Raw genomic sequence first — 25,790 nt, 5'->3', positions numbered from 1 at the left:
TTGAAAATCCTTGTTCGCCTGCCGTCACCAGTCCCCACCCCTCGTGCGGCCGGCTTTTATCCCAGTGCGACCCTTGTCGTCACGCCCAGTGCGACCCTTGTCGTCACCCTTGTGAGACCTTGGTCGTGGACGGGTCGATCCAGCCGATATTTCCATCGGGCCGACGATAGACGATGTTGAGATGGTCGGTTCCAGCGTTACGGAAGACGAAGACCGGGCTGTCCTTGGTGTCGAGTTCGATCACCGCCGACGCCACCGACATTGTCTTCAGCGTCATGGTCGATTCGGCGACGATGGCCGGCGCGAAATTCTCCGGAATATCCTCGTCGTCATCAGCCAGCGGCGCCATCACCGTATAGGCGATGTTGGTCGGATCGCCATTGGCGGAGCCTGAATTGTGCGATTTCAGGCGACGCTTGTAGCGCCGAAGCCGGGTCTCCAACCGGTCCGCCGCCGTCTCGAAGGCAAGCGTCGGATCCTGGGCATCGCCGGTGGCCTGCAGCGAAGCGCCCGAATCCAGCCGGATCATGCAATCCGCCGAATAGCGCGAGCCCGATTTGATGACCGTGACGTGTCCCGCGAAGCCGCGATCGAAATATTTGCCGATTGCTTCGCCGACACGATCGTTGATGCGTGTGCGGAACGCATCGCCGATATCCATGTGTTTTCCCGATATGCGCAGATTCATCTGAAAACTGACCTTCCTTGCTCAGGCTTCAAACTGGCCAGAGTTTATACTCGTGGTCCGTGCGCACAAGCTTTGCGGCGTCACTCGCGCCGATTTAAATCCAAACTTTCCGGTTGATCACAAGCCGCCTTCTTGACCATCCCGAGGTCATTGTCGTGACGGACCATCCGCTAGCGGGCATCGAGCCCGTCTCATGCGGGCGGGCTTCTAGCCACTTCACCGCGGCTTGTCAATGAAGCTCGAAAGCTGTGGAAAATCGGGGGCGTCTGGAGCGGTTCGTCGTTTCGCGGAAACGCCGAACCGCTTCATCTCTTTGCCTTCACGCAATTCCCTCGGGAATTGCCTCTAGCGTCCGGCGCTGGCCAACGCTCGTTTCTCGCGCCGGCGCTGCACGGAGGATGGAATATTCATGCCTTCCCGGTATTTGGCGACCGTTCGCCGCGCAATATCGACGCCGCTTTCCCTGAGCATGTCGACGATCGCATCGTCCGACAGCACGTCGACGGGCTTCTCCTCGTCGATCAGCTGCTTGATGCGGTCACGCACGGCTTCCGAGGAATGCGCGTCGCCGCCGCCCGATGCCGCGATCGAAGCGGTGAAGAAATAGCGCAGCTCAAACACACCGCGCGGGGTCAGCATATATTTGTTCGCGGTGACCCGGCTCACGGTCGATTCGTGCATGCCGATGGCATCGGCCACCGTGCGCAGGTTGAGCGGCTTCAGGTGGCGCACGCCATGGACCAGGAAGGCATCTTGCTGGCGGACGATCTCCGAGGCCACTTTGAGGATCGTCTTTGCCCGCTGGTCGAGGCTGCGCGTCAGCCAGTTGGCGTTTTGCAGGCACTCGGCCAGGAAATCCTTTTCCGCCTGGTTCTTGGCGTGCGGAGAGACCTGGGCGAAATAGATATGATCGACCAGCACGCGCGGCAGCGTTTCGGCATTGAGTTCGACGGTCCAGCTGCCGTCATTGGCCGCGCGCACCTCGACATCGGCGACGATGGCGTCGCTGGCGCCGCCCGAAAACGCCATGCCCGGCCGCGGATCGAGAGCTCGGATCTCGGCCAGCATGTCGAGCAGGTCTTCTTCGTCGACGCCGCAGATCCGTTTCAGCGCGTGGAAATCGCGCCGCGCCAACAGTTCGAGATTGGCGACCAGGGCCTTCATCGCCGGATCGAGCCGGTCACGCATGGCAAGCTGCAGCGACAGGCATTCGGCAAGATCGCGCGCGAACAGCCCCACCGGCTCGAAGGTCTGGCACACGGCCAGCACCTTGCCCACGGCAGCGGCGTCGGCGCCCAGCCGCGTGGCGATTTCGGCGAGATCGGCCCTGACATAGCCGGTTTCGTCGAGGCCATCGGCGAGTTCCCTGGCGATCAGGCGTGCCGCGGGATCGATGAAGGCGAGTGCGATTTGCTCGCCGACATGGTCGCGCAGCGTGATGGCGCTCGCCGCCATGTCGCCGGCATCGAGCCCTTCGGACGAGGAGCCGCCGCTATTGCCCGAAGCCGATTTCCATTGCGCCGTCAGGTCAGGCCCGAGCCGCTCGCTGGTGCCCGGGTCGTCGGGAAACAGGTTTTCCAGGGACGTATCGAGCTTTTCCGAGATCGCCTCGGCGCTCCAGCCCGCCTCGTTCTCGAACCAGTCGCCTTCGGCGGCCGCTTGCGGCTCCGCCTCGGTTTTCTGCGCCAGGTCGCCCACGGCATCGTCCTGCGGCTCGGCGCGCTCCAGGAGGGGGTTGCGCTCGATCTCCTCGTCGATGAAATGTTCGAGTTCGACATGGGTGAACTGCAGCAGCCGAATCGACTGCATCAGCTGCGGTGTCATCACCAGCGACTGCGATTGTCGGAGCTGTAGTTTGGCCGCCAACGCCATGGTTCGGTTTCAAACGCCTCGTCTACGCATCCGGACATCCGGAAAAGAATTTTCGCGGCCGGCCATAGAAACTGGCCCGGCTTTTGCTTGTCAAGGCAAAGGCTAGCAAAACCCGCTTACCGGAGCGTTATCCCGGAGCAAAATCGCGGAAAAACGGGGCCGCAACGCGCCAAAAATCGTGTCAGGAAACAAATTTCACGCTCAGAGCGATTCCAGACAAAGTGTCAGACGGCCTTCCCTGGGAAAAGCACCCAACGCTTTCCCCAGGGAATTGCGTCACGACAAAAGGCTGAGCGGCTTAGCGTTTCCGTGAAGCGGTGAACCGCTTACAGCGTAAAACCCTCACCGAGGTAAAGTCGCCGCACGTCGGGGTTTGCCACCACTTCATCGGCGCGGCCATGGGTCAGCACCTGGCCGGCGTGGATGATGTAGGCGCGATCGATCAGGCCGAGCGTCTCACGCACATTGTGGTCGGTGATCAGCACGCCGATGCCGCGCGCCGTCAGGTGGCGCACCAGCTGCTGGATGTCGGCGACGGCGATCGGATCGATACCGGCAAAGGGCTCGTCGAGCAGCATGTAGGCCGGGCGCGTCGCCAGAGCGCGCGCGATTTCCAGGCGCCGCCGCTCGCCGCCCGACAGCGACATGGATGGCGCCTTGCGCAGGTGGCTGATGTGGAATTCCTCGAGCAGTTCGTCCAGGTTGCGCTCGCGCACCTTGCGGTCCTTCTCGACCACTTCCAGCACGGCGCGGATATTCTGCTCGACGTTGAGGCCACGGAAAATCGACGCTTCCTGGGGCAGGTAGCCGATGCCGAGGCGGGCGCGGCGGTACATCGGCATCGAGGTGACGTCGAAGCCGTCGATCTCGATCGTGCCTTCATCGACCGGCACCAGGCCGGTGACCATGTAGAAGCAGGTGGTCTTGCCGGCGCCGTTGGGGCCAAGCAGCCCCACAGCCTCGCCGGCACGCACGCCGAGCGTGACGCCACTGACGACCTTGCGGCCCTTGTAGCTCTTGGTCAGACCCTTGGCGATCAAGGTTCCCTTGAACTTCGCCTTGTCGACGGTGATCGTGGCCGGAGCCGAAAGCTTAGCTGCGGCTCGTCCCGGAAGACGTGCCGTCAGCGACGACAGGCTGGCCATCAGGGGTTCGTCGCTCCCGATTTCGGCGGCGGCGTGATCGACATGATGACACGACCGCCACAGGCGTCGACTTGGGCCAGGCCGCTCTTCATCTGCACGGTGAGCTTGCAGCCCTTGAGAACGTTGTCTCCTTGCGAGAGAACGACTTCCTTCCCCGACAGCACCAGCACTTGGGTCTTCATGTCGAAGGTTCCGTTGTCACCGGTGGCGACCTGGTCGTTCGACTTTATGTAGACCTTGCTGCTGACCTCGAGATGATCGATGTTGGCTGAGCCGGTCATGGCCGCCGCGCCGGCGGCTTCCGTGCCTTTGGCACCAGCGTTGGGATCCTTGACGTAGTAGACGGTCATCTTGCCGGCCTTCATCATGGTCGCCCCTTGCACGACGGTGACGTTGCCGGTGAAGATTGCGGTGCTGTCGGCCTGATGGACTTCCAGCTTGTCGCTCTCGATCTGGATCGGCTGGTCTCCGGACAGTTTGAGCCCGGACATCTGGCTGGCGGCACCGGACTGCGCCGACGACGGTGCCAGGCCCAGCAGGAGCAGCGCTGACGTTGCGGCCACCAGCCGTGTCGAACTATTGAGCCACATTCGCTTCTTCGCCCTTTGCCTCAGCCGCCTTCAGAGCGGCGGGATCGATGTTGACGCGCACTTTGTTCTCGAACACCAGGACCTTGCCATTGTCCTGGACCGACATCGAATCCGCCGTGATCTGCGACCCGCCACGGCTGACATCGACGGGATCATCCGTCTTCATAGTGCCTTTGCCCATGTCGAGGAAGACCGATTTGAACTTGGCTTGCAAGCCGTCTGTCGTGGTGATCGTGACATCGCTGTTCAGTTTCATCGTATTGCCGTCGCGATCGTAGGTACCGTGCGAGGCTTTGACCGCCGCGACATTGTCGGGCGCGATCGGCACCTTGGCGTCTATGCCCTCAAGCTCGATGATGCCTTGCGTGCTGACGTCCTGTATCGCCCGCAGGGCCGTCATCGAATAGGGCTGCTTCAGCTTGGTGAAACCGTTGAGCTTGGGATTGGCCATCACCAGCTTGCCATTCGAAAAGGCGGTACCTTCCGCCTGTACGGCGACGGAAACGGGTGCGGCGAGATAGGAATAGACCGGGAAGGCGACGGCGATCAGCGCCGCGGCCAAGGGCACGGCGAATTTGAGCACCCGCACGCGGCGCGAATGACGCTGGGCGCGGTCGAACGCATCGCCCCGCGTCTGGTCATCCGCCGGGGGCGCCAACTCCGCCTCGGGACTGGTCGGTTCAATCGGTCGCGCTAACATGACTGCTTTCTTCTAAAACCCCGCCCGCCGGGGAGCACCGCCTATAGGTGGGACGCCAGCGCTCTCAAGCAAGCACAAGCCCACGAAAACCGCAAAAATGTGACAGCTGTCGTTGTACAAACGAAAACGAGGTCAGCACAACAGCCGCTGCTTCATAGCAGAAATGGACGCCCTTGCGTCTTTTTTTCATGACTGGCGCGCCTCGGCTCACCTTGCGTGCGTTGCGCGGGCCATCCACAAAACCGACCGCATGGAAACGCCGTGCGCGGATTGCCGCGCCGTAAAAGGACGGAACTGCTTCCCGATAGGGACATCATGGTCTAAAAGCGTCTCTTCCCGCCGACTGTGAGGCTGACCATGGCACTAAGAGCCGACGACCTGATCGACCGCCGCCGTTTGCGGCGCAAGCTGACATTCTGGCGTGTCGCGGCCTTCGGCATCGTGGCCCTCGGGGTGATTGCGCTGTCGGCCTGGCTTTATGGCGACGATTTCGGCGGCGCGACGGTCGACCATATCGCCAAGGTCAGGATCGAAGGCACCATCACCGAGGATGACGAACTGATCAAGCGGCTGGAGACCATCCGCCAGTCGTCGAAGGTGAAGGGCGTGATCCTGGCGATCGATTCGCCCGGCGGCACCACCGTCGGTGGTGAATCGATCTACGAGGAGGTGCGCAAGCTGGCCGCCGACAAGCCTGTCGTGGCCGAGGTCGGCACGCTCGCCGCTTCGGCGGGCTACATGATCGCCAGTGCCGCCGATCACATCGTCGCCCGCAAGACCTCGATCGTCGGCTCGATCGGCGTGCTGATCCAGTATCCTGACGTCAGCGGCATGATGGACAAGCTCGGCGTCAAGCTGGAAGAGGTGAAATCCTCGCCGCTGAAGGCCTCGCCCTCGCCCTTCAAGCCGACCAATGACGACGAGCGCGCCATGGTCCGCAAGCTTATCCTCGACAGCTACGACTGGTTCGTCGGCATCGTTGCCGAGCGCCGCAAGATGAGCCATGAGCAAGCGCTGGCGCTGGCCGATGGTTCGATCTTCACTGGCCGCCAGGGCGTCGCCAACGGACTGATCGACGCTGTCGGCGGCGAGACCGTGGCGATCGACTGGCTGGCGACCAAAGGGGTCGATGCCAAACTCAAGGTGGTCGAGTGGAAGGAGACAGAACGGCGCGGCGGCTTCCTGTGGTCAAAATCCATGGTGAAAACGATCGGCAGCGCGCTCGGCCTGCCCGATTCCGGCGGCGACATCATCCATGAACTTGGCGCCGACCGCTTGTTTCTTGACGGTCTCGTTTCCGTCTGGCACCCTTGAGCGCCGTTTGGGACAGCCGAAAAAGCAAATAAAATCATCCTCATAATTTTGACCGCAGTACTTTCACGGGGACCCGTCTGATGATCAAGTCCGAACTTGTGCAGATTATTGCCACGCGCAATCCGCATCTTTTCCTGCGCGATGTCGAAAACATCGTCGGCGCGATCTTCGATGAGATCACCGACGCGCTTGCCGAAGGCAACCGGGTCGAGTTGCGCGGCTTCGGTGCGTTTTCTGTGAAAAACCGCCCTGCCCGCACCGGCCGCAATCCGCGCACCGGCGAATCCGTCGAGGTCGAGGAGAAGTGGGTGCCGTTCTTCAAGACCGGCAAGGAACTGCGCGAAAGGCTGAACGGCGGCAAGTAGGCGCCGCGTCAGCGCCAGCTTCCGACGGAAAACACAATGCTCAATCGTTTCATGCTCATCGTGGTCTTCGTGCCTCTCGCGATCATCCTGATCGCGCTCGCCGTCGCCAACCGCGAACTCGTCGCCTTCACGCTGGACCCGTTCAACCCAGGCAATCCAAAGCTGACGCTGAGCTTGCCACTGTTCATCTTCCTGTTCGCGGCTCTCGCCATCGGCATGATCGTCGGCAGCCTGGCAACCTGGGTCAAGCAGGGCCGTTACCGCAAGCTGGCGCGCCAGCGCGGCGTCGAGGCCGAGAACCTGCGCCAGGCGGTCAGCCGCGCGCCGGCGGCACCACAGGGGCCTGTCCAAGGGGCAGTATTGCCGAAGCCGACCGCTTGAACCGCTGGTCGCCGTCTTTCGTTCAACGGAGCTTTTCATGCTGACCATTTCGGCCGCCGAGGTCGACCGTGCGCTGACCTTTCCTGGACTGGTCGAGACATTGCGCACGGCGTTTCGCGAGGGCGCGGTGCAGCCGGTCAGGCATCATCATGCGGTCGAGCGGCCGGATGGCGCGGCCTCGACCTTGCTGCTGATGCCGGCATGGACCGATTTCAACGCCGCCGGCACCTCGGCCGGCGGTCACATCGGCGTCAAGATCGTCACCGTCTCGCCCGACAACAACGCCGTCGGCAAGCCCGCGGTGATGGGGCTCTATCTCCTGCTCGACGGCGCCACCGGCGAACCGGAAGCCTTGATCGACGGCCAGCGGCTAACCCAGTGGCGCACGGCCTGTGCATCGGCGCTGGCGGCGTCCTATCTCGCCCGCGACGATGCCGCGCGGCTGCTCGTGGTCGGCGCCGGGGCGCTGTCGCCCTTCCTCGCCAAGGCGCATTCGGCAGTGCGGCCGATCAAGACCATCCGCATCTGGAACCGCACGCCGGCCAACGCCGAGAAAGTCGCGGCCGAGCTGCGCGCCGAGGGCTTCGCGGCCAGCGCCGCGACCGATCTCGATGCCGAACTTGGGCAGGCCGACATTATCTCCTCGGCGACAATCACCACCACGCCGCTCATCAAGGGCGCACTGCTCAAGCCCGGAACCCATGTCGACCTGGTCGGCGGCTTCACGCCGGCGATGCGCGAGAGCGATGACGACACCATCGTGCGCGCCCGCGTCTATGTCGACACCCGCGCCGGCGCCACCAAGGAGGCCGGCGACATCGTCCAGCCGTTGGCCTCGGGCGTACTGAAGCCGGAAGCCATCGTCGCCGACTTGCACGAACTGGCGCGCGGCCAGAAGAAGGGCCGCGAAAGCGCCGGCGAAATCACGTTGTTCAAATCGGTCGGCGCCGCGCTCGAGGATCTTGCCGCCGGCATTGCCGTCTACGAGGCGCTCAAGAACTAGCTTGACGCCGGCACCGCCACTTCGGCACCCATTGCCCCGGCGATCAGCGCGAAATCGGCCGCGCTGATCGGGAACAGGCCAAAGCGCAGCTGATACCCCCAATTCGATTTGCCGACGGTGAAGTCCAGCCTGTCGAGCAACGGCTTGATCGGCGTTTCCTCGGCCCTTGCCCAGTCGACATCGCGGCGGAACGGCGTGAAGCCGCCGCCCATCTCGCCTTGATAGAGTTCGCCTTCCCGCACCGTGCCGATCGCCGTGAACGACTGCAGGCCATCTTTCTCGCCCAGGATAGTGGTCGGCGAATAATAGACGACGCCATCGCCGGGCTTGACGCGGCGCAGGGGTGCCGACTTGCCGTGGTTGACCTGCATGAAGCCGCCCTGGCGGCCGCGCCGGACATGTTGCGCCGACGCCACCGCAATCCAATGCGCGCTCATTTCTTTTCCCCGTCGGCCTGTTCCCCGTCGGACAGCCAGTAGACGCGCAGCCGATGATTGTCGGGATCGAGCGCGACGAATGTGCGGCCGAAATCCATGTCGGTCGGCGCCTGCAGGATCTTCAGGCCACGCCCGGACCAGTCGGCATGGGCGGCATCGACCGCCTCAGGCGTATCGAGCGCAAAGACGATCTCGGCGCCGCCACCGACCGCTTCGGCCGCCGGCTCCACCGTATGCCGCGACCAGAGGCCGAGCTTGAAGCCGTTGTCGAGCACGAACAGCACGAAGGTCGGCGCGCTTTCCACCGGCTCGCGTCCCAGCAGCGCACTATAGAAGGCGCCGCTCCGCAGCGGCTGGTCGACATAGAGGATAACGAAATTCGGGGTTGCCATATCTGTTCTCCAGGGCTGAGCGTTTCGATATGTGCCCTGTATAGGATGACATACTGTCAGATTCTGGCAGCAGCATTCATGGACCACGCGGCTGGTCGAGCGTCGCCCGCCATTCCTTGAGCAGCGCCTGCCGGCGGCGCGGGTAGCGCATGTCGGTTGCCTTCAGCTCGGCGATACGATCGGCGCGAAAATGGCGAAAATCCTGCCGCATTTCGCACCACGCCACCACTACCCGCACCTTGTCGAAGAAGCCGAGCGCAAACGGCCAGACCACGCGCTCGGAAGCGGCGCCACCCGCGTCGCGATAGAGGAAGCCGAGCTTGCGTTCGTTGCGGATGGCCTGCCGCACGACGCCGAGGTCGATGCCCTCGATAATCGCCGCGGGCGGCCCGACAAGCAGCGTCGAGGCATCGAGATCCTCGCGCAGATCATCCGGCAACACCGCGGCGATCTTGGCCAGCGCATTGGCGGCCGCGGCCGAGAGACGCCGGTCCGGCTGCTTTGCGACCCAGCGCGAGCCGAGCACGATGGCCTCGATCTCCTCGTCGCTGAACATCAGCGGCGGCAGCATGAAACCAGGCTTGAGCACATAGCCGACACCTGCCTCACCCTCAATCGGCGCGCCCTGCCCCTGCAGCGTTGCGATGTCGCGGTAGAGCGTGCGGATCGAAATCCCGAGTTCAGCGGCCAGCGCTTGACCGCTCACCGGCCGGCGGTGCCGGCGCAGGCACTGGATGAGGTCGAGAAGGCGTTCGGAGCGGGACATGATGCTACAATCCGGTACTGCCGGACGATAGGGCTCCCGCGCTTTCGACGGCAAGCGATTTGACCTGGAACACGTTCGGCATCCCCCCGTTATCCGAAGATGACGGAGATCCGCGGCTTCCTGTTGTTCTGGTGTGCCCTGACCGCCACCATCGCGGCGCTCAGCCTTGGACCGTCCTTCGCCCATGTCCTGGAATCGGTCCCTCGACTGACCAAATGGTCGCCATCCCTCTGGCGCGAAACCACCGTTTTCAACGGCCAATTCCTGCTGTTCGCGGTTATTGGCGCTCCCCTGGACGTGGCTGCGATTGCCTGTCCGGGGCTTCTGGCGTGGTTGCTGCGTGCCGATCGTCCGGCCTTCTGGTTCGTGCTGGCCGCCGCCGTGCTTTATGCCGTCTCCCTGGCGATGTGGTCCGTTCTGGTCAAACCGGCGAATGACGTTCTGGCCACATGGGTACCCGGACCGATCCCTGAGAACTTCGACGCCATCCGGCTGCGTTGGGAAACCGGCCATATGGTCGTCACCGGCATCAAGGCCGCCGGCTTCGTATCGCTGGTTGTCGGCTTGCTTTCGATCCGGCACGGCTGACCGGTTGGAGCCGTCGGCGATCGCCGTTTGTTGCGCACAGGGGTGAAGCTGTGGCAGAAGCGGGCCGAACCGCCGGAGATGCTGCTTCTTGAAGTCTTTTCGCGACAAACGCCGCGACGGCCGCCCGCACCAGCCGACGAAAAGTGGGGCCGCACAGCCGCGCCCGCCGGAGAATCGGCCGGCGGTCAAGGCAGACGCCAGGCCGCGCGAACAACACATCGTGAAACCGGACAACCAGCCCGAGCCGAAATCCGCGCCGCGCATCCTGGCCCGCCGCGATGGCGCCCTGCCCGCCGAGCAGCTTCCCGTGATCCTCGAAGTGGCGCCGAATGCCGATTATGCGCTGCTCGACAGCGGTACTGGCCAAAAACTCGAGCAGTACGGCCCCTACCGGATCGTGCGGCCGGAAGGCCAGGCGATCTGGCAAAAGGCCTTGCCGGCGAAGGACTGGGAGCGTGCCGACGCCGTCTTCACCGGCGATACCGACGAGGAAGGCATTGGCCGCTGGCGTTTTCCAAAGATGCCGCTCGGCGAGACCTGGCCGATGAAGCATGACGGCATCGATTATCTCGGCCGTTTCACCTCGTTTCGCCATGTCGGCGTCTTTCCCGAGCAGGCCTCGCACTGGGACCACATGGCAGGGCTGATCACGGCGGCCAAGCGTCCGGTCAAGGTGCTGAACCTGTTCGGCTACACGGGTCTTGCCTCGCTGGTGGCGGCCCGCGCCGGCGCCGAGGTCACCCATGTCGACGCCTCGAAGAAAGCCATCGGCTGGGCGCGTGAAAACCAGGAGATGGCCGGGCTTGGTGGCAAGCCGATCCGCTGGATCGTCGACGACGCGGTGAAGTTCGCCGAGCGCGAGGAACGCCGCGGCAGCCGCTACGACATCGTGCTCTTCGATCCGCCGGCCTATGGTCGCGGCCCCAGGGGCGAAGTCTGGCAATTGTTCGAGGATTTGCCGGCGCTGACCGATCTCTGCCGCTCGATCCTGACCCCAAAGCCGCTTGCCGTTGTGCTGACCGCCTATTCGATCCGAGCTTCCTTCTTCGCCATCCATGCCTTGATGCGCGATACGTTTGCCGGCATGGGCGGCAAGGTCGAGTCGGGCGAGTTGATCATCCGCGAAAAGTCCGCCGGCCGGGCACTTTCGACCTCACTGTTTTCGCGCTGGGTAGCGTGAATGCCCCGGAGTCCTGAATGAACGAACGGCACGCCGGCGCACCCGGGCAGGTTAAGGAAGTCACCAGCCTCGCCAATCCGCTGGTCAAGGATATCAAGGCGCTCGCCTTGAAGAAATTCCGGGACCAGCAGAACGCCTTCATGGCCGAAGGACTGAAGCTGGTCATCGATGCGCTCGATCTGGGCTGGCAGATCCGGACGCTTGTGTTCGCCAAGGCCGGACGCGGCAACCCCGCGGTGGGAAAGGTCGCGGCGCGCACGGTTGCCGCCGGCGGCACGGTGCTCGAAGTGTCGGAAAAGGTGCTCGTCGCCATCACCCGCCGCGACAATCCGCAAATGGTGGTCGGCGTCTTCTCGCAGAAATTCCTGGCCCTGAAAGATGTCCACGCCGACAATGGCGACGTCTGGGTGGCGCTCGACCGGGTGCGCGATCCCGGCAACCTCGGTACCGTCATCCGCACCGTCGACGCCGTCGGCGCCAAGGGTATCATCCTGGTCGGCGACACCACCGATCCGTTTTCCGTGGAGACGGTGCGCGCGACCATGGGTTCGATCTTCGCCGTACCCATCGCCAAGGCGACGACCGAGGCTTTCCTCGCCTGGCGCGGAGCCTTCTCAGGCCTCGTCGCCGGCACCCACCTGAAGGGCGCGGTCGACTACCGTTCGGTCGATTTTTCCCGCGGCCCGGTGCTCCTGATGATGGGCAACGAGCAGCAGGGCCTGCCTGAAAGCCTGGCGGCGAGTTGCGACAGGCTGCTCAGGATTCCCCAAGCGGGCCGCGCCGATTCGCTCAATCTGGCCGTCGCCACCGGCATCATGCTGTTCGAGATCCGGCGCGGCGCGCTGAAGCTCGAACCCGTTGCCGACCAGCAGTGAAGGTTGCCTGCCCGTGAGATCATGGTCCCCCTATGCACTGCTCGCCATCGTCGCCATAGCGCTCGACCAGTGGATAAAACACCTGGTCGAGACCGGCCTGCCCTTTCAGGAAAAGCTCGATCTCTTGCCGTTCCTGGCGTTGTTTCGCACCTACAACACCGGCATCGCCTTTTCGATGTTCTCCTCCCTCGGCGATACCGGCCTCGTGGTCATCGCCGTGTTGGTCGTCGCTTTCGTGCTCTACCTTGCTACGCACACGCCATCGGGCCATGTCATCGCCCGCACCGGCTTTGCCCTGATCATCGGCGGAGCGCTGGGCAATCTGATCGATCGCGCCGTCTACGGCCACGTCATCGATTACATCCTGTTTCACACTCCGGTCTGGTCCTTCGCCGTCTTCAACCTCGCCGACGCCTTCATTTCCGTGGGCGCGGCATTGGTCGTCTTCGACGAGCTCATCGGCTGGCGGCGCGAGCCCAAGCCTTCCAACGCCAAGCCTTCCAACGCCAAGCCTTCGAGCGCCGAGGCTTCGGACGCCAAGCCTTCCAAAGATTGACCGCGCGCGGCCATCGCCGCACAGTTCACACCGCCAAGCAAACTCGCGGAGAAGAAGATGCCCGAAACCTTCAAAGCCATCCTCGTTTCGCGCGACGCCGACAAGAAGCAGTCGGTAGCCGTGACAAATCTAACCGATGCCGACCTAATGGACGGCGACGTCACTGTCGCGGTGGAGGCAACGACGGTGAATTACAAGGACGGACTGGCCATTACGGGCAAGGCGCCGGTGATCCGCCGCTGGCCGCTGGTGCCGGGCATCGATCTCTCCGGCACCGTCGTCTCGTCTTCCCATTCCGGCTGGCGCAAGGGAGACAAGGTGATCTTGAACGGCTGGGGTGTCGGCGAAACGCATTTCGGCGCCTATGCGGTGCGCGCCCGTGTCAACGGCGACTGGCTGGTGCCGCTGCCGGAAGGCATGAGCCCGCATGATGCGATGGCGGTCGGCACCGCCGGCTATACCGCCATGCTCTGCGTCATGGCGCTGGAACGGCACGGCATCCTACCCGATCGCGGCCCGGTGGTGGTGACGGGCGCCGCCGGCGGCGTCGGTTCGGTCGCGGTCTCCATCCTGTCCAGCCTCGGCTATCATGTCATTGCCTCGACCGGCCGCAATGCCGAAAGCCCCTATCTGATCAATCTTGGCGCCGCCGAGGTGATCTCGCGCGACGAGCTCAACCAGCCCGCCAAGCCGCTGGCCAAGGAACGCTGGGCCGGCGGCATCGATGCGGTCGGCAGCCACACGTTGGCCAATGTGCTGTCGATGACCTCCTATGGTGGCGCTGTCGCCGCCTGCGGCCTGGCCGGCGGCATGGATCTGCCGTCGAGCGTGGCCCCCTTCATCCTGCGCGGCGTTTCCCTGCTCGGCATCGATTCAGTGATGGCGCCGAAGGCAGTGCGCCTCGAAGCCTGGCGGCGCATCGGCTCCGATCTCGACCTGCAGAAGCTCGCCGGCCTGTCCACGACTATCGGCTTCGACGGCATCATCGATGCCGCGCGCGACATCGTCGACGGCAAGATCCGTGGGCGCGTCGTCGTCGACATGTGACCTGCCTGGTAGGCCAGAATCGGCCAATCCGGTGGCAAATCCGCCGCTGTCGGGACAAAAACGCTTAACCGCTAAAATTCGAACGATCCGCCGCAATTTTCCATAATCTCTGTCTGGCAAGGGTTTCGCATGATCGCGGAATCCGGCAGCCAACAGGCGGATATTGGCAACGACGTCGACGCGCTTGCCGCGCCGGCGCCGGCGCGGCGGTTCATCGCCGCGCCACCGCTGGTGCCCGAGCAGCAATTGGCCGGGCGGGAAGGTCTGCCGCTTGTGACCTTCTTTGCCATCGTCGTGCTGGCCGGCCTCGCGCATCTGACCGGAGCCCCGATCTTCATCAGCCTCGCTCTGCTGGCAACCGGCCTCGCCGGCCTTGCCATGCATCTGCATGCCAGGCGCAGCGTACACCGCACCGCGGTCCTGCTCGACGAGACCAGCGCCCGCAGCCGCGCCGAGATCGAGACGCTGGCCGACCGCATGTGGGAAATGCAGGAAAGCGAAGAGCGCTTTCGCGGTCTCATCGACGCACTTGGCGACCTCGTCATCCATCGCGACCGCGATGGCTACATCGTCTATGCCAACAAAGTATTCGCCGACCTCGTCGAAACCGATCAGCGCGACCTTGCCGGCAAGACGCTGGCCGAACTCGGAATCGAGGTCGGCATCGTCCCCGATGCCGCCTTTTCCGACCATGAATGCCTGAGTTCCACCGATGTCGCCATCCGCACGCCGAGCGGCCCGCGCTGGTTCTCGTGGATCGAACTGTCGGTGCGCGACAAGGACAGCGGAGCGGCTTCGCATCGCGCGATCGCCCGCGACATCACCGCCCGCAAGCGCGCCGAATCCTCGCTGATCACCGCGCGCGAGCGGGCCGAATACGCAAGCCAGGCCAAATCGCGCTTCCTCGCCACCGTCAGCCATGAGATCCGCACGCCGATGAACGGCATCATGGGCATGGCCAGGCTGCTCGCCGACACCAGCCTGTCGCCGGAGCAGCAGACTTATGTCGGCGCCATCTCGACATCGGCCAGCGCCTTGCTCGCCCTGATCGAGGACCTGCTCGACTATTCCAAGATCGAGGCCGGCCGCTTCGACCCCGAGCCGCAGCCGATATCGGTGCGCGAGATCGCCGACAACATCATCGAACTCCTGGCCGCGCGCGCCTTCGCCAAGGATATCGGCCTCGGCTGCCACGTCGAACCGGATGTGCCGCAGATGATCACCGCCGATCCGGGCAGGGTCAGGCAGGTGCTGCTCAATCTCATCGGCAACGCTATCAAGTTCACCGACGGCGGCGGCGTGCTGGTCAGCGTCGCGCGCGCCCGCACCGCGACCACCGACCGCATCTGCTTCACCATCGCCGATACCGGTCCCGGCCTGCGCGACGAGGATATGGAGCGCATCTTCGAGGAGTTCGAGCAGGCCGACGGCACCTCGACGCGCACGCATGGCGGAGCCGGCCTGGGACTTGCCATCTCCAAGCGCCTGGTGGCTGCCATGGGCGGCACGATTTCGGTCTCCAGCCGGCTTGGTCAGGGATCGGAATTCGTCTTCGAGATCCCCGCCACAGCGGCCACCGAGGCGCCGCAGGGCCGGCTCGACGCGCTTGCCGGCAGGCGCGCTGTGATCCTGTCCAGGAACGCCGTCGAGGCCGATGCCATCGCCCGCACCATCCGCGCCAGTGGCGGCACGGCCGGGATCGCCACCACCGTGGCGCAGGCCGCGCCCTTCGCTCACGGCTGCGACGTGCTTCTGGTCGACGCGGCCATGGAAGAGAGCGATGGAAGGCTGCTCAAGCGGTTGCGCCAAAGCGGCTTCTCCGATTGCGAGGCCATCACGCTGATCGCACCGACCGACCGCGGCATGCTGGGCGAATTCCGCGCCAGCGGCTACACGACCTTCCTTGCCCGGCCGGTGCGCGGGGGAACACTTTTGCGTGTCCTCTTGAGCAGCCATGCGCCGGCACTTGCCCACCCGCAACCGGAAAAGCGTCGGGCACCGGCGCTGCGTGCATCGAGCGAGCGCCAGCAAGGCCTGTCCGTGCTGATCGCCGAGGACAACGACATCAATGCCATGCTGGCCCGCGCCACGCTGCTGAAGGCTGGGCATCGCGTCCAGGTGGTCGGCAATGGCAAGGCAGCGGTCGAGGCCGTCACCAGCGCCGGGCACAAGCACCGCTTCGACGTGGTGCTGATGGACCTGCATATGCCGGTCATGGATGGGCTGGACGCCATTGCCGCGATCCGCCGCCATGAGGAGGAGACATCCGCGCCGCCCGTGCCGATCATGGTGCTGTCGGCCGATAGCCAGGAAAAGACCCGCCATGCCGTGCTTGCTCACGGCGCCAGCGGTTTTGTCACCAAGCCGCTCGATCCCGACGCGCTGGTCAACGCCGTCGAGGGCCAGGTCGCCGCTTGAGCCGGTTTTTTCCGGTACGCGGCTGATCCATTTGCCCAAAAGTGGGCCTCCGCTTCGGAAAAACGACATGCATGAAAACAAGGCCTGGAGCGCGTTGCCTGAACCCGCGCGGGCGCGTCGCGCCTCGAGTCTCCTTACCGAACGTAGCCGGTTGACCGTTTTCGCCAGCCGACGAAGTATTGCCCGCGACGTCGTATCACGGTACTGTCACAATCCTGTTGCACCTACACCGTATCCCCGTGCCAAGAGGGATGGCTCGAAGGAGAATCACTCGTGCATACAGTTATGCCGGAATGTGACACTCGGCCGAACGCCAGCAGCGCCTTGCTTGCCGGACGTAATGTCGATTCCGTCATAAAGGGCGCAGCACTCGGCCGAATCGGCAATCTCGAAGTGCGGCTTGCTCGCAACGAGGCCGAGATCGCGGCCGCGCAGGAAGTGCGTTACCGGGTGTTTTACGACGAGCTTGGTGCCAGGAAAGATCTGTTCCAGGCGCAGGACCGCCGTGACGCCGACCGGTTCGATCCGCTCTGCGACCATCTGCTTGTCTTCGACAATTCAATTTCCGGCCCCGAGCATCGCCGCATCGTCGGCACCTATCGCCTGCTGCGGCAAGAAATCGCGGCTGCCGCCGGAGGCTTCTATTCCGAAGGCGAATTCGAGCTGACCAAGCTCATCGCCCGTCATCCTGGCCAACGTTTTCTCGAGCTCGGCCGTTCCTGCGTTTTGCCCGAATACCGGTCGAAGCGCACCATCGAGGCGCTCTGGCAAGGCATCTGGGCCTACATCAATCACTACGAAATCGGCGTGATGACCGGCTGTGCTTCCTTCCAGGGCACCGTGCCGGCGGCGCATGCCGAGGCGCTCACCTATCTCTCTCATCATTGCCGTACGAACTCGGCCTGGGACGTGCGCGCGGTGTCCGGGCGCTATTGTTCCATGGACCTGATGCCGATCGAGGCGGTCAATGCCAAGGCAGCGATCGCGGCGATGCCGCCTTTGGTCAAGGGCTATCTGCGCGTCGGTGCCCGCATCGGCGACGGCTGCGTCATCGACCGCGAGTTTTCGACGGTCGACGTCTTCGTGGTGATGCCGGTCAAGGAGATCGGTGCCCGCTACGTCAACTACTATGGCGGGGAAGCCCAGCGCTTCGCCGCGTGAGGCAGTAGGCAGTAGGCAAGACGTCACGAGTCACGCTCCTCTCACTACTCACTACTGACTAGTCCCTACTGCCTCTTTTACGGAATATCCTCAGGCCGCCGGCCGGGCCGGCTCTTGTAGGACGGAAATGCCCAGCCGAAACGAAGCGCACCGCCACGCACCGCGAGCGCCACGGCGAAACCGGCCAAGCCTGAGACAAGCTGCGGCAGTCCGGCGACGTCGCCCAGTGTGAAGATAGCGGCGCCCGCCAGGGCAGCCGTGACGTAGATCTCGGGCTTCAGCAGCACCGATGGCTCACCGGCCAGGAGATCGCGCAATATGCCGCCGAAGGTCGCGGTCAGCATGCCGGTGATGATGGAAACCACCGGCGAGCCGGTGATTGCCAGGCCCTTTGCCGCGCCCATCACCGAAAAGGCAGCCAGCCCGACGGCGTCGAGCCAGAGCAGCAGCCTATAGCGGGATTCGACGCGGTGCGCGGTGAAGAACACCAGGACCGCCACCACCGCGCAGATCAGCACATAGTCGCGGTTTCCCACCCAGAACACAGGCACATTGAGGATGAGGTCGCGAAACGTGCCGCCGCCGATGCCGGTGACGCTGGCCAGGAACAGGAAACCGATGACGTCGAGCTGCTTGCGCGACGCAGCCAACGCCCCCGTCGCCGCAAAAACGGCAATGCCGGCATAGTCGAGAAGGGCGATGGGGTGCATGGAAGGCCAGGCAGTAGGGGAGTAGGGGAGTATGTTTAGCACGAAGCCGCACCGTCGGTGGGACTCCCTTTTTCCCTACTCCCCTACTGCCTTACTCCCCTACTGCCTTAATCACGCATCCTTCTCCGCCTGCTCGTTGACCGGCCCCGGTTCGACCGGCGCCTCGGCGGCGACCTTCGGGCCGCCCTTGGCGACGCCGACCATGGCCGGCCGCAGCACGCGCTCGCCGATCGAATAGCCCGGCTGCACGACCTGAACCACCGTGTTGGCCGGGACATCGGGATTGGGCACTTCGAACATCGCCTGATGGAAATTGGGATCGAATTTCTCGCCTTCCGGAGTCAATTTCTTGACCCCGTGCCGTTCCAGCGCCGACAGCATGGCGCGCTCGGTGAGGTCGACGCCTTCGATCAGCGCCTTGAAGCCGGCATCGCCCGACGCCTTGGCCTCGGCCGGAATGGCGTCCAGCGCGCGGCGCAGATTGTCCGATACCGACAGCATGTCGCGGGCGAAATTCGCCACCGCATAGGTGCGTGCGTCGTGTACGTCGCGCGCGGTGCGGCGACGCAGGTTTTCCATCTCGGCCGCGACGCGCAGCGCGCGGTCCTTCAGCTCTTCATTTTCCTTGAGCAATCGCACAAGCGCTTCATAGTCGCCGTCGATGCCGCCTTCCGTGCGCTCGGCATTGGCCTCGGCCGCCTCGGCTTCGTTGGGCGCGCGTTCGTCTTTTGCCTGGTCGCTCATCGCCGTTTCCCGTCATCTCGAATGGTTTGGATTTTGTGCCCGATATCGAGGTTTGACGCTCAAAAATCAAGGGGCAAGCGACCGTGAAGGCCTTCGGCCGGCCCAAATGGCGCCAATGGCAATACTTCGATTTTAATTCAAACTTTACCGTACTTGCCGGCTTTGCTTGCCACAAGCGCGTGATGCGGGAACCATTCGCTTGCTGGAGGAGTTTCGGAGCCGACACAGGATTTTGAAATGATGACCCGCAACAAGGCTGAAAAGGAAAAACGGCTTGCCGCGGAGGTCAGGCGCCAGGTCGGCGCCAAGGCAATGACGCGCTTTCTGCGCACCCTGCCGGCCTTCCGCATCGACGCCGACATTCCCGACCGCTTCAGGGATTTACTTGACCGCCTCGATCGGGCAGCCGGCAGCCCCTCAGGCAGCAGCGGGCGCCGGTAGCGACACATCTGGCCCTATGCGACGCAGGGCTCCAGCCAGGATCCGCACACGAATTGGCTCGTCAAATATCCAGGGCCTTGCCCGTTCCGGCATCGAACAGGTTCAGCTTGGCGATGTCGGGGGCGACGAAGAGCGTCTCTCCGGGACGGGCGCTGATTCTGTCGCGAAACACGGCGACCGCCGGCTCACCGCCGATCGTCAGATGAACCTGGGTCTCCGAACCCATCGGCTCGACCACGCCAACCAATGCGGCAGTCCCCTTGCCCGGCGCACAGACGCTCAAATGCTCTGGCCGGAACCCGTATTGGACCGGCTTTCCGTCTGGCGCGCTGAAGGCTGAACCGACCGGCAACAATGTCCCGTCGGCTGTTCGCACCGCCGGTATGCCGTTGTCGCGTGCGACCACGCCGCTGATGATGTTCATCGACGGCGAACCGATGAAGGTCGCGACGAACATATTGACCGGGTGATCGTAGAGATCGAGCGGCGTGCCGATCTGCTCCACCCGTCCGTTGTTCAACACGACGATCTGGTCGGCCATCGTCATGGCTTCGACCTGGTCGTGCGTTACATAGACAGTGGTGGTGCGCAGGCGCTGGTGCAGCCCCTTGATCTCGGCGCGCATGGCCACGCGCAGTTTGGCGTCCAAGTTCGACAGCGGCTCGTCAAACAGGAAGACCTGCGGGTTGCGCACGATCGACCGCCCCATGGCGACACGCTGCCGCTGGCCGCCCGACAGCTGGCGCGGATAGCGATCAAGCAGCGGCGTCAGGCCCAGGATTTCCGCGGCCTTGGCCACCCGCTCGGCCTTTTCCGCCTTCGGCGCCTTGGCAAGCGTCATCGAGAACGCCATGTTTTCAGCGACCGTCATATGCGGATAGAGCGCATAATTCTGGAACACCATGGATATGTCGCGTTGCTTGGGCGGCAGGTCGTTGACCACTCTGTCACCGATGCTGATCGTGCCGCCCGAAATATCCTCCAGTCCGGCGATCATGCGCAGCAAAGTAGACTTGCCGCAGCCCGACGGACCGACGAGAACCACGAATTGACCGTCCGGAATCTTGACCGAGACGCCGTGCAGCACCTCGTGCCCGGCGTAGGATTTGAGGACGTTGGCGATTTCGACTGAAGCCATCGGGATTTTTCCTGGGATTGTGGTCGCGAGACGTTCAGGTCGCGCTCACATGTATGTTGTCGGTGGACAGCGCGCCTTCCGCGATCAGCAATCCGATGCCGCCGTTGGTGAGCGCCTGCGAACTCGTGTCGTCAGCCTCGAGCGCCACGCCGCCGAAAAGCGCCGTGATGCGGCTGCCCTTGACGGTCAGCGTCACCGGAATGGTCTTTTCGAAGACCAGTTCGAAATCGGTCTCCGCCAGAACGACCGTTTCGGCATCCCGTGTACGCACGATCTGCAGCTTGCCATCGCGCGTGGCGCGCACGGCGTAGTAGCGCCGCAAGCCCTGGACGCGCGCGCAGACACCGCCGTAATTGCCAAGGTGGATGACGATGTCGCTCGATACCTTGTAATCGGTCCACTGCCGCGTGCCGTGAATGACGATGCCCTCGTCGCGGCTCTGCGAAATGCGGAAACTCGGCGGAAAACGCTTGGAAAAGAAGCTGACGCCGTTGACCCAGGCCATGCGCCAGAAATCGCAATCGCCGGCCGGCCGATGCAAGTTCAGGTCCGGCGCCCCATCCCATCTGAGATAGTCGAGCAGCACACGACCGTCGGCGCGCCTGCCCTCGCTGGTGAGCATGATGCCGATCTCGGCGATCGGCTGGCCGTCCAGATCCGGCAGGCGCCATGAAAGCACGCGGTCCTCGCCGGCATTCAGGGCAATCGCATCGCTATCGATGTCGCGCAGGCGATCGTCGCCATCATAGGCGCGAATGCGCAGCCGCACCGACACCGCGCCCTTGTTGCGGCGATCGGCGACGACGCGCGCCTTGACCACCTGCCCGGGATAGACGAGCGGCGTGGCCATCAGGTCGTAGGTGCGCATCGACAGCACCTCCCGCGGCGAGAAGGTCGGTGTCGTCACGACGGCAGCCAGGCCGGGAGCCAGGGCTTCATAGCTTACGGTCAGGGCACGGCCATTCTCGAACTCGACATTGCCGACGCGAACGCCGCTGGCCAAGCCATGCCCCTCCACCGGCCGAAAACCCTGCTGGCTGCCGGAAAGCGAGAAGTGGAATTGGGCGCCGGCCTTCGGCGCGTCGAGCGGATTTCCACCGGCGAGCGCCATGCCGAGATTGGCGATATAGTAGGCTGTTCGCACCGCGTCGTTGATCGAGTTGCCGCCGTCGGCCGAGGAAATCAGCAGGCGGTCGGCGATCGGCCCGCGCCAGTCCGGTCCGGCCTCGATGCCGTCGAGGCCGAGCATCAGGGCAAGCAGGCAGCCGACATTGCCCGCATTGCAATCGGTGTCCCAGCCCGACGTGTTGACGATCATCTGCGCCTTTTGGAAATCGTCCGGCGCATAGAGCACGGCCATCACCATCAGCGCGTGGTTGGGCACGACATGGCAATTACCTGGATATTTGTCGTAGCCGTATTTGTCTTCGATCTTCTGGCGCGTGTCGTGCCAGTCGGGATGTGCCTTCACCCAGCCGCGGATGTCGGCGATGAGTTTGGCGATCAGGCTGTCGCGCGGGATGACCGACAGGCCGGTATCGATGAGATGGTCGATGTCGCTGGAGACAAAGGCTTCGGCCTCCATTGCCGCCCACAGCATCGCCGCATGGACGGATTCGCCGTCATGCGAGACCTTGCCGGCCTGTTCGGCAAGCTTTGCCGCCAGTTGCGGCTGCTCAGGCGCCACCATCGCCCAGCCGTCGATGAAGATCTGGGCGCCGATCTGCTCGGCGACGGTCGCACCATTGGTGGCGATGGAACCCGAATGCGGGGCCGGTATGCCCTTCTTGAGATTGAGCCATGCAGTATGCTCGGTCGAGTTGCCGCTGCCGCCCCACCACAGGATCGAACGCTCCTCGACGATATAGTTCAGCCATGCCTTGCCGATGGCCTCGGCGGGCAGATTGGGCGAGATGCCGTAATCCTCGAGCGCGCGGATGAACGTGAAGGTGCCGGCAACGTCGTCATCGGTCACCACCAGCGGCTGGTTCAGGCGCTCATGCACGTAATAGTCGATCGGGCCGAGCTCCTTCATGATCTTCTGGTAGGTCCAACCCTCGAACGGCCGGCCGAGATAGACACCCACCAGCTTGCCGAGCACACCGGCATAGACCCGTTCCAGATAGTCGTTTGGCAACTGCATGTTCTGCTCCAGATAATCCAAAAATTTCAGCCTTTGACCGAGCCGCCCGCCATGCCTTCGATGAACCGTTTCTGCATGGCGACGAACAGCACCACCACCGGCACCACGATGATCAGCGCGGCAGCCATGATCTCACCCCAGTCCGAGCTGTACTGCCCGCTGAGCAGGTAGAAGGCGATCACGGCGGTGACCTTGTCCGCCTTCTGCAGGAAGGTCGCCGCGATCAGGAATTCGTTCCAGGAGTTGAGCCCGATGATCAGTGCGACGGTCAGGATGCCGGGCGACACGATGGGCAGCATCACCCTGGAAAACACCTGCCAGGAGGTGGCGCCGTCGATCAGCGCGGCCTCCTCGAGTTCCTTCGGCACGGCGATGAAATACGTCCTCAGCAGCATCACCGCGAATGGACTGTAGAGGGCGGTGTAGATCAGCGCGACGCCGAACACGTTGTTGATCAGCCCGAGCTTGGCGAAGCCGAAATAGAGCGGGAAAATATAGAGCTGGATCGGCGCCGTGGTCGTCGCCAGCAGGTAGAACGTCCAGATCTTCCACGAAGCGATTTTCCTGCGCGCCAGCACATAGGCCGACAGCGAGGACGTCGAGCAGACGAGGATGATCGTCGTTCCCGAAAGCAGCAGCGAATTGACGAAGGTTTTCGAAAACTTGGCGTGGGTCCAGGCGTTGACGAAATTCTCCCAGCGGATGGGATTGGGCAGCGCCAGCGGGCTCTGCACGATCTGCGCCGCTGGCTTCAGCGAATTGAGCACCAGCAAGGCGATCGGAAACAGGGCGATGAAGGCACCGATACCCAGCACCACGTAGGAGATCGTCAGGGTGGCCCGGCTTTCGACCATTCTCATTGCTCGCCTTCCTGCGTCTGCAGGCGTACGTAGAAGAACGTGCCGACGAGGCCGAACAGGCTGATGACCAGCGCCGCCGCGGCTGCCTGGCCGACGTTGAGATCGTAGAAGGCGTGGCGGTAGGCCAGCGTCGACAGCACCTCGCTCGAAAAAGCCGGGCCGCCCTGGGTCAGGATGTAGACGAAATCAAAGGCGAGGAAGCTCCAGATCACCGTCATGATCATCATCAGCATGATGGTCGGCCGGATCGCTGGCAGCAGCACGTAGCGCATCATTTGCCCATAGCTCGCGCCCTCGATACGCGCCGCCTCGATGTGCTCCTGCGGCACCTGGCGCAGCGCCGCGAAGAAGATGACGCACAGAAATCCCCACCAGTGCCAAAGATCGACGGTCGCCACGCCCAACAGCGCTGTCGATGGCTGTGCCAGCGGATTGGCCACATGCAGGCCCATGCGTGCCAACATGCCGAACACGCCGGTGACCGGGCTGTAGATCATCCCCTGCCAGACGCGGGCCGTGATCACCGTGGCGATGACCACGGGCAGGAAGTAGACGACCTGGAAGAAATTGCTGCCGCGCCTGACGATCAGCAGCATCGAGGCCGCCAGCAGCCCCATGGCGATCGGCACGATGAGGAAGATGCAGGTCCAGATGATGTTGTTGGCCAGCGCCGACCAGAAGACGCCGTCGGCGAACAGCGCCCGGAAATTGTCCAGTCCCGAAAAGGTCGGCGTCGAAATGCCGTCCCAGCTGCAGAACGCCAGGACGACCGTCAGCAAGGCCGGGACGAGGACGATGACGAAATTGATGATCAGCGTCGGGACGAGATAGAGCCGGTGCATGGACGATTGCCCTGGGTTTTAGAGGGCGCCGGACGGGCGCCGCTCCTTTCGCTGCGTTCGGATGGTTCGCGGCGCTGCCGGTGCCCGCCGCGTCAAGCCCGCTTCAGGCCCGCTTCAGGCCCGCTTCGGAACTGCCGGCACCTTGCCGGCCGCCTTTTCCTGCTGGAAGGTCTCATCGAGTTTCTTGAGGTAGTCCTTCGAGCTGATCTTCTTCAGCCAGACCTCCTCCATGCCGCTGACCAGATAGGTGTCGGTGGCGGGCGGCAGGAAAGTCCATGTCGTGTAGCCGTACTGGCCGGCGCCGACGGCCGTCGACAGGTTCTTCATCACCTCGGTATAAAGCGGCAGCACCTTGTCGGAGAGTTTTACACCGGACAGGTCCTTCAACGGCAGATTCCACTCGCCCTGCCATACAGAGTTCATCTCGCTGTAGAACTTGTCGTTGAAAATATAGTCGAGCACCGCCGCCGCGCCGTCGGCATTTTCGGATTTCGCGTTGATCGAGAGCGTCGAGCCAATGCCGAGCGCATAGACCGGCGGGCCGCTCGTGCTTGGAAAGCCGACGAACGCCGCTTCGGCGTTGTTGGTCGGGAAATAGGTCGGGATGTTGGTGAAGCTCCAGGTGCCGCTCGGCGCCATGCCGGCCTGGCCGGTCGCCACCTGGGCGAATGCCTGCTCCAGCGTCAGCGAGAAGTAGTTCGGGCCGTAGTAGCCCTTCTGCCACCACTCATCGAGCTTATCGATGGCGGCCAGGATGGAGGCGTCTGTCCAGGGACTGGCACCGGTCAGCGCCTTGTAGACATTGTCGGGGCCGGCCACCGAATTGAGCACGATCGAGACATGGTGCTCGTTGGCCGGCCGCCAATCGGCATTGCCGCAGCCGAACGGGACCAGGCCCTTGCCCTTCATCTCGTCGGCGAGCGTCTCGAGTTCGGCGATGGTGGTGGGCGCCTTCCAGCCGTTCTTGTCGAACAGCGTCTTGTTGTAGAACAGGCCCAGCGTCTCATAGGTCTTGGCAAGCGCGTAGAGCTTGCCGTCATACTTGCCCAGTTCCATGAATAGCGGCAGCAGCCGGTCGTTCCAGCCGAGCTTTGCGGCGTAATCATCGAGCGGCAGCAACTGCCCCGCTTGCGCCATCGACGCCACATAGCTTGGACCGGCGGTGAAGACGACATCCGGGCCATTGCCCGAGAGCATGGCGATGCGCAACTGCTTGTCGAGGTCGGAGCCGCGGAAATCGATCGAGAGATCGTCCTGCGGATGCGCGGCATTGAATGGGTCGATCAAGATGGTCTTGAGATTGTCCTGGTTTTCCGGCGAGGCGGACTCGTACCAGAAACCGACGGGCTTCTTGTCGTCGGCAAAGGCCAGACGTGGGAGCAGCGGCAGGGCGGCGAGGCCGAGGCCGGTCTTGAGCAACGTACGGCGTTCCAT

27 protein-coding genes are annotated in these 25,790 nt (G+C 63.6%); 12 read left to right on the top strand and 15 right to left on the bottom strand.

Annotation, left to right across the window (positions count from 1 at the left end):
* Nucleotides 1–103 precede the first annotated feature (103 nt).
* From hpf to lptC, 5 genes are all read right to left on the bottom strand, one after another.
* Entirely contained in the window at nucleotides 104–688 is a 585-nt protein-coding gene (hpf, locus tag MESOP_RS08975; RefSeq protein ID WP_013893011.1) for a ribosome hibernation-promoting factor, HPF/YfiA family, read from the bottom strand.
* Nucleotides 689–1,033: 345 nt separating this feature from the next.
* Nucleotides 1,034–2,560: an RNA polymerase factor sigma-54 gene (gene rpoN / locus MESOP_RS08970; RefSeq protein WP_013893010.1), complete on the bottom strand. Its 1,527-nt coding sequence runs from the start codon at nucleotides 2,558–2,560 to the stop codon at nucleotides 1,034–1,036.
* A 326-nt stretch (nucleotides 2,561–2,886) separates the two neighbouring features.
* Complete coding sequence (gene lptB, locus MESOP_RS08965; RefSeq protein ID WP_013893009.1) at nucleotides 2,887–3,705, bottom strand: LPS export ABC transporter ATP-binding protein; 819 nt, start codon at nucleotides 3,703–3,705, stop codon at nucleotides 2,887–2,889.
* Entirely contained in the window at nucleotides 3,705–4,295 is a 591-nt protein-coding gene (locus MESOP_RS08960) for an LptA/OstA family protein (RefSeq protein ID WP_013893008.1), read from the bottom strand. The genes lptB and MESOP_RS08960 overlap by 1 nt, the downstream gene beginning before the upstream one ends.
* Nucleotides 4,282–4,995 carry an LPS export ABC transporter periplasmic protein LptC gene (gene lptC / locus MESOP_RS08955; RefSeq protein WP_013893007.1) on the bottom strand — a complete coding sequence of 238 codons (714 nt, stop codon included), beginning with the start codon at nucleotides 4,993–4,995 and terminating at the stop codon, nucleotides 4,282–4,284. Before lptC ends, MESOP_RS08960 begins: the two co-directional genes overlap by 14 nt.
* Before the next feature lie 357 nt (nucleotides 4,996–5,352).
* On the opposite strand from lptC, the gene sppA reads away from it, so the two are divergent.
* The 4 genes from sppA to lhpI all read left to right on the top strand — a co-directional run bounded on the left by sppA (nucleotide 5,353) and on the right by lhpI (nucleotide 8,058).
* A complete protein-coding gene (gene sppA / locus MESOP_RS08950; protein ID WP_013893006.1) occupies nucleotides 5,353–6,309 on the top strand; it encodes a signal peptide peptidase SppA in 957 nt (318 codons plus the stop codon).
* An 80-nt stretch (nucleotides 6,310–6,389) separates the two neighbouring features.
* A complete protein-coding gene (locus MESOP_RS08945) occupies nucleotides 6,390–6,674 on the top strand; it encodes an integration host factor subunit beta (protein ID WP_006200394.1) in 285 nt (94 codons plus the stop codon).
* A gap of 36 nt (nucleotides 6,675–6,710) precedes the next feature.
* On the top strand, nucleotides 6,711–7,055 hold the full coding sequence (locus MESOP_RS08940) for a DUF1049 domain-containing protein (RefSeq protein ID WP_013893005.1): 345 nt from the start codon (nucleotides 6,711–6,713) through the stop codon (nucleotides 7,053–7,055).
* A gap of 37 nt (nucleotides 7,056–7,092) precedes the next feature.
* Nucleotides 7,093–8,058 (top strand): bifunctional Delta(1)-pyrroline-2-carboxylate/Delta(1)-piperideine-2-carboxylate reductase, encoded by a 966-nt coding sequence (lhpI, locus tag MESOP_RS08935; RefSeq protein WP_013893004.1) that lies wholly within the window; start codon nucleotides 7,093–7,095, stop codon nucleotides 8,056–8,058.
* Here the strand turns inward: lhpI and MESOP_RS08930 are convergent.
* The 3 genes from MESOP_RS08930 to MESOP_RS08920 all read right to left on the bottom strand — a co-directional run bounded on the left by MESOP_RS08930 (nucleotide 8,055) and on the right by MESOP_RS08920 (nucleotide 9,653).
* Nucleotides 8,055–8,495: an EVE domain-containing protein gene (locus MESOP_RS08930; RefSeq protein ID WP_013893003.1), complete on the bottom strand. Its 441-nt coding sequence runs from the start codon at nucleotides 8,493–8,495 to the stop codon at nucleotides 8,055–8,057. The two genes, lhpI and MESOP_RS08930, sit on opposite strands and share 4 nt — an antisense overlap.
* On the bottom strand, nucleotides 8,492–8,887 hold the full coding sequence (locus tag MESOP_RS08925; protein ID WP_013893002.1) for a VOC family protein: 396 nt from the start codon (nucleotides 8,885–8,887) through the stop codon (nucleotides 8,492–8,494). Before MESOP_RS08925 ends, MESOP_RS08930 begins: the two co-directional genes overlap by 4 nt.
* Nucleotides 8,888–8,963: 76 nt before the next feature.
* Entirely contained in the window at nucleotides 8,964–9,653 is a 690-nt protein-coding gene (locus MESOP_RS08920; RefSeq protein ID WP_013893001.1) for a helix-turn-helix transcriptional regulator, read from the bottom strand.
* 99 nt (nucleotides 9,654–9,752) lie between these two features.
* Here MESOP_RS08920 and MESOP_RS08915 point away from each other — a divergent pair, with 99 nt between their 5' ends.
* The 7 genes from MESOP_RS08915 (at nucleotide 9,753) to olsB (ending at nucleotide 17,478) form a co-directional block, all read left to right on the top strand.
* On the top strand, nucleotides 9,753–10,241 hold the full coding sequence (locus tag MESOP_RS08915; protein ID WP_013893000.1) for a DUF1772 domain-containing protein: 489 nt from the start codon (nucleotides 9,753–9,755) through the stop codon (nucleotides 10,239–10,241).
* An 88-nt stretch (nucleotides 10,242–10,329) separates the two neighbouring features.
* A complete protein-coding gene (locus MESOP_RS08910; RefSeq protein WP_013892999.1) occupies nucleotides 10,330–11,421 on the top strand; it encodes an RsmD family RNA methyltransferase in 1,092 nt (363 codons plus the stop codon).
* Nucleotides 11,422–11,438: 17 nt separating this feature from the next.
* Entirely contained in the window at nucleotides 11,439–12,296 is an 858-nt protein-coding gene (locus tag MESOP_RS08905) for a TrmH family RNA methyltransferase (RefSeq protein ID WP_013892998.1), read from the top strand.
* Between the two features lie 13 nt (nucleotides 12,297–12,309).
* Nucleotides 12,310–12,852 carry a signal peptidase II gene (gene lspA / locus MESOP_RS08900; RefSeq protein ID WP_013892997.1) on the top strand — a complete coding sequence of 181 codons (543 nt, stop codon included), beginning with the start codon at nucleotides 12,310–12,312 and terminating at the stop codon, nucleotides 12,850–12,852.
* Nucleotides 12,853–12,909: 57 nt separating this feature from the next.
* Nucleotides 12,910–13,899 (top strand): acrylyl-CoA reductase (NADPH), encoded by a 990-nt coding sequence (gene acuI / locus MESOP_RS08895; RefSeq protein ID WP_013892996.1) that lies wholly within the window; start codon nucleotides 12,910–12,912, stop codon nucleotides 13,897–13,899.
* A 129-nt stretch (nucleotides 13,900–14,028) separates the two neighbouring features.
* The gene (locus MESOP_RS08890; protein WP_013892995.1) at nucleotides 14,029–16,317 is read left to right on the top strand and encodes a hybrid sensor histidine kinase/response regulator; all 2,289 of its coding nucleotides are present in this window, start codon (nucleotides 14,029–14,031) and stop codon (nucleotides 16,315–16,317) included.
* 285 nt (nucleotides 16,318–16,602) lie between these two features.
* Nucleotides 16,603–17,478, top strand: coding sequence for a l-ornithine N(alpha)-acyltransferase (gene olsB / locus MESOP_RS08885; protein ID WP_041164038.1), 876 nt, complete (start codon nucleotides 16,603–16,605; stop codon nucleotides 17,476–17,478).
* Nucleotides 17,479–17,555: 77 nt separating this feature from the next.
* On the opposite strand, the gene MESOP_RS08880 is transcribed toward olsB, so the two are convergent.
* Both MESOP_RS08880 and grpE read right to left on the bottom strand, forming a co-directional pair.
* Nucleotides 17,556–18,188 (bottom strand): trimeric intracellular cation channel family protein, encoded by a 633-nt coding sequence (locus MESOP_RS08880; RefSeq protein WP_013892993.1) that lies wholly within the window; start codon nucleotides 18,186–18,188, stop codon nucleotides 17,556–17,558.
* A 111-nt stretch (nucleotides 18,189–18,299) separates the two neighbouring features.
* Nucleotides 18,300–18,932, bottom strand: coding sequence for a nucleotide exchange factor GrpE (gene grpE, locus MESOP_RS08875; RefSeq protein ID WP_013892992.1), 633 nt, complete (start codon nucleotides 18,930–18,932; stop codon nucleotides 18,300–18,302).
* A gap of 237 nt (nucleotides 18,933–19,169) precedes the next feature.
* Between grpE and MESOP_RS08870 the strand changes: the two genes are divergently transcribed.
* Nucleotides 19,170–19,373 carry a NepR family anti-sigma factor gene (locus MESOP_RS08870; RefSeq protein ID WP_013892991.1) on the top strand — a complete coding sequence of 68 codons (204 nt, stop codon included), beginning with the start codon at nucleotides 19,170–19,172 and terminating at the stop codon, nucleotides 19,371–19,373.
* 61 nt (nucleotides 19,374–19,434) lie between these two features.
* Here the strand turns inward: MESOP_RS08870 and MESOP_RS08865 are convergent, their stop codons facing one another.
* From MESOP_RS08865 to MESOP_RS08845, 5 genes are all read right to left on the bottom strand, one after another.
* On the bottom strand, nucleotides 19,435–20,511 hold the full coding sequence (locus MESOP_RS08865) for an ABC transporter ATP-binding protein (protein ID WP_013892990.1): 1,077 nt from the start codon (nucleotides 20,509–20,511) through the stop codon (nucleotides 19,435–19,437).
* Between the two features lie 34 nt (nucleotides 20,512–20,545).
* Nucleotides 20,546–22,654, bottom strand: coding sequence for an ADP-ribosylglycohydrolase family protein (locus MESOP_RS08860; protein ID WP_013892989.1), 2,109 nt, complete (start codon nucleotides 22,652–22,654; stop codon nucleotides 20,546–20,548).
* A gap of 26 nt (nucleotides 22,655–22,680) precedes the next feature.
* The gene (locus MESOP_RS08855; RefSeq protein ID WP_013892988.1) at nucleotides 22,681–23,514 is read right to left on the bottom strand and encodes a carbohydrate ABC transporter permease; all 834 of its coding nucleotides are present in this window, start codon (nucleotides 23,512–23,514) and stop codon (nucleotides 22,681–22,683) included.
* Nucleotides 23,511–24,356 carry a carbohydrate ABC transporter permease gene (locus MESOP_RS08850; protein WP_013892987.1) on the bottom strand — a complete coding sequence of 282 codons (846 nt, stop codon included), beginning with the start codon at nucleotides 24,354–24,356 and terminating at the stop codon, nucleotides 23,511–23,513. Before MESOP_RS08850 ends, MESOP_RS08855 begins: the two co-directional genes overlap by 4 nt.
* Before the next feature lie 114 nt (nucleotides 24,357–24,470).
* Nucleotides 24,471–25,790, bottom strand: a complete 1,320-nt coding sequence (locus MESOP_RS08845) for an ABC transporter substrate-binding protein (protein ID WP_013892986.1) — start codon at nucleotides 25,788–25,790, stop codon at nucleotides 24,471–24,473.

The organism is Mesorhizobium opportunistum WSM2075 (genome assembly GCF_000176035.2).
GTDB lineage: Bacteria > Pseudomonadota > Alphaproteobacteria > Rhizobiales > Rhizobiaceae > Mesorhizobium > Mesorhizobium opportunistum.
This window is presented reverse-complemented; position numbering and strand designations above follow the sequence as displayed.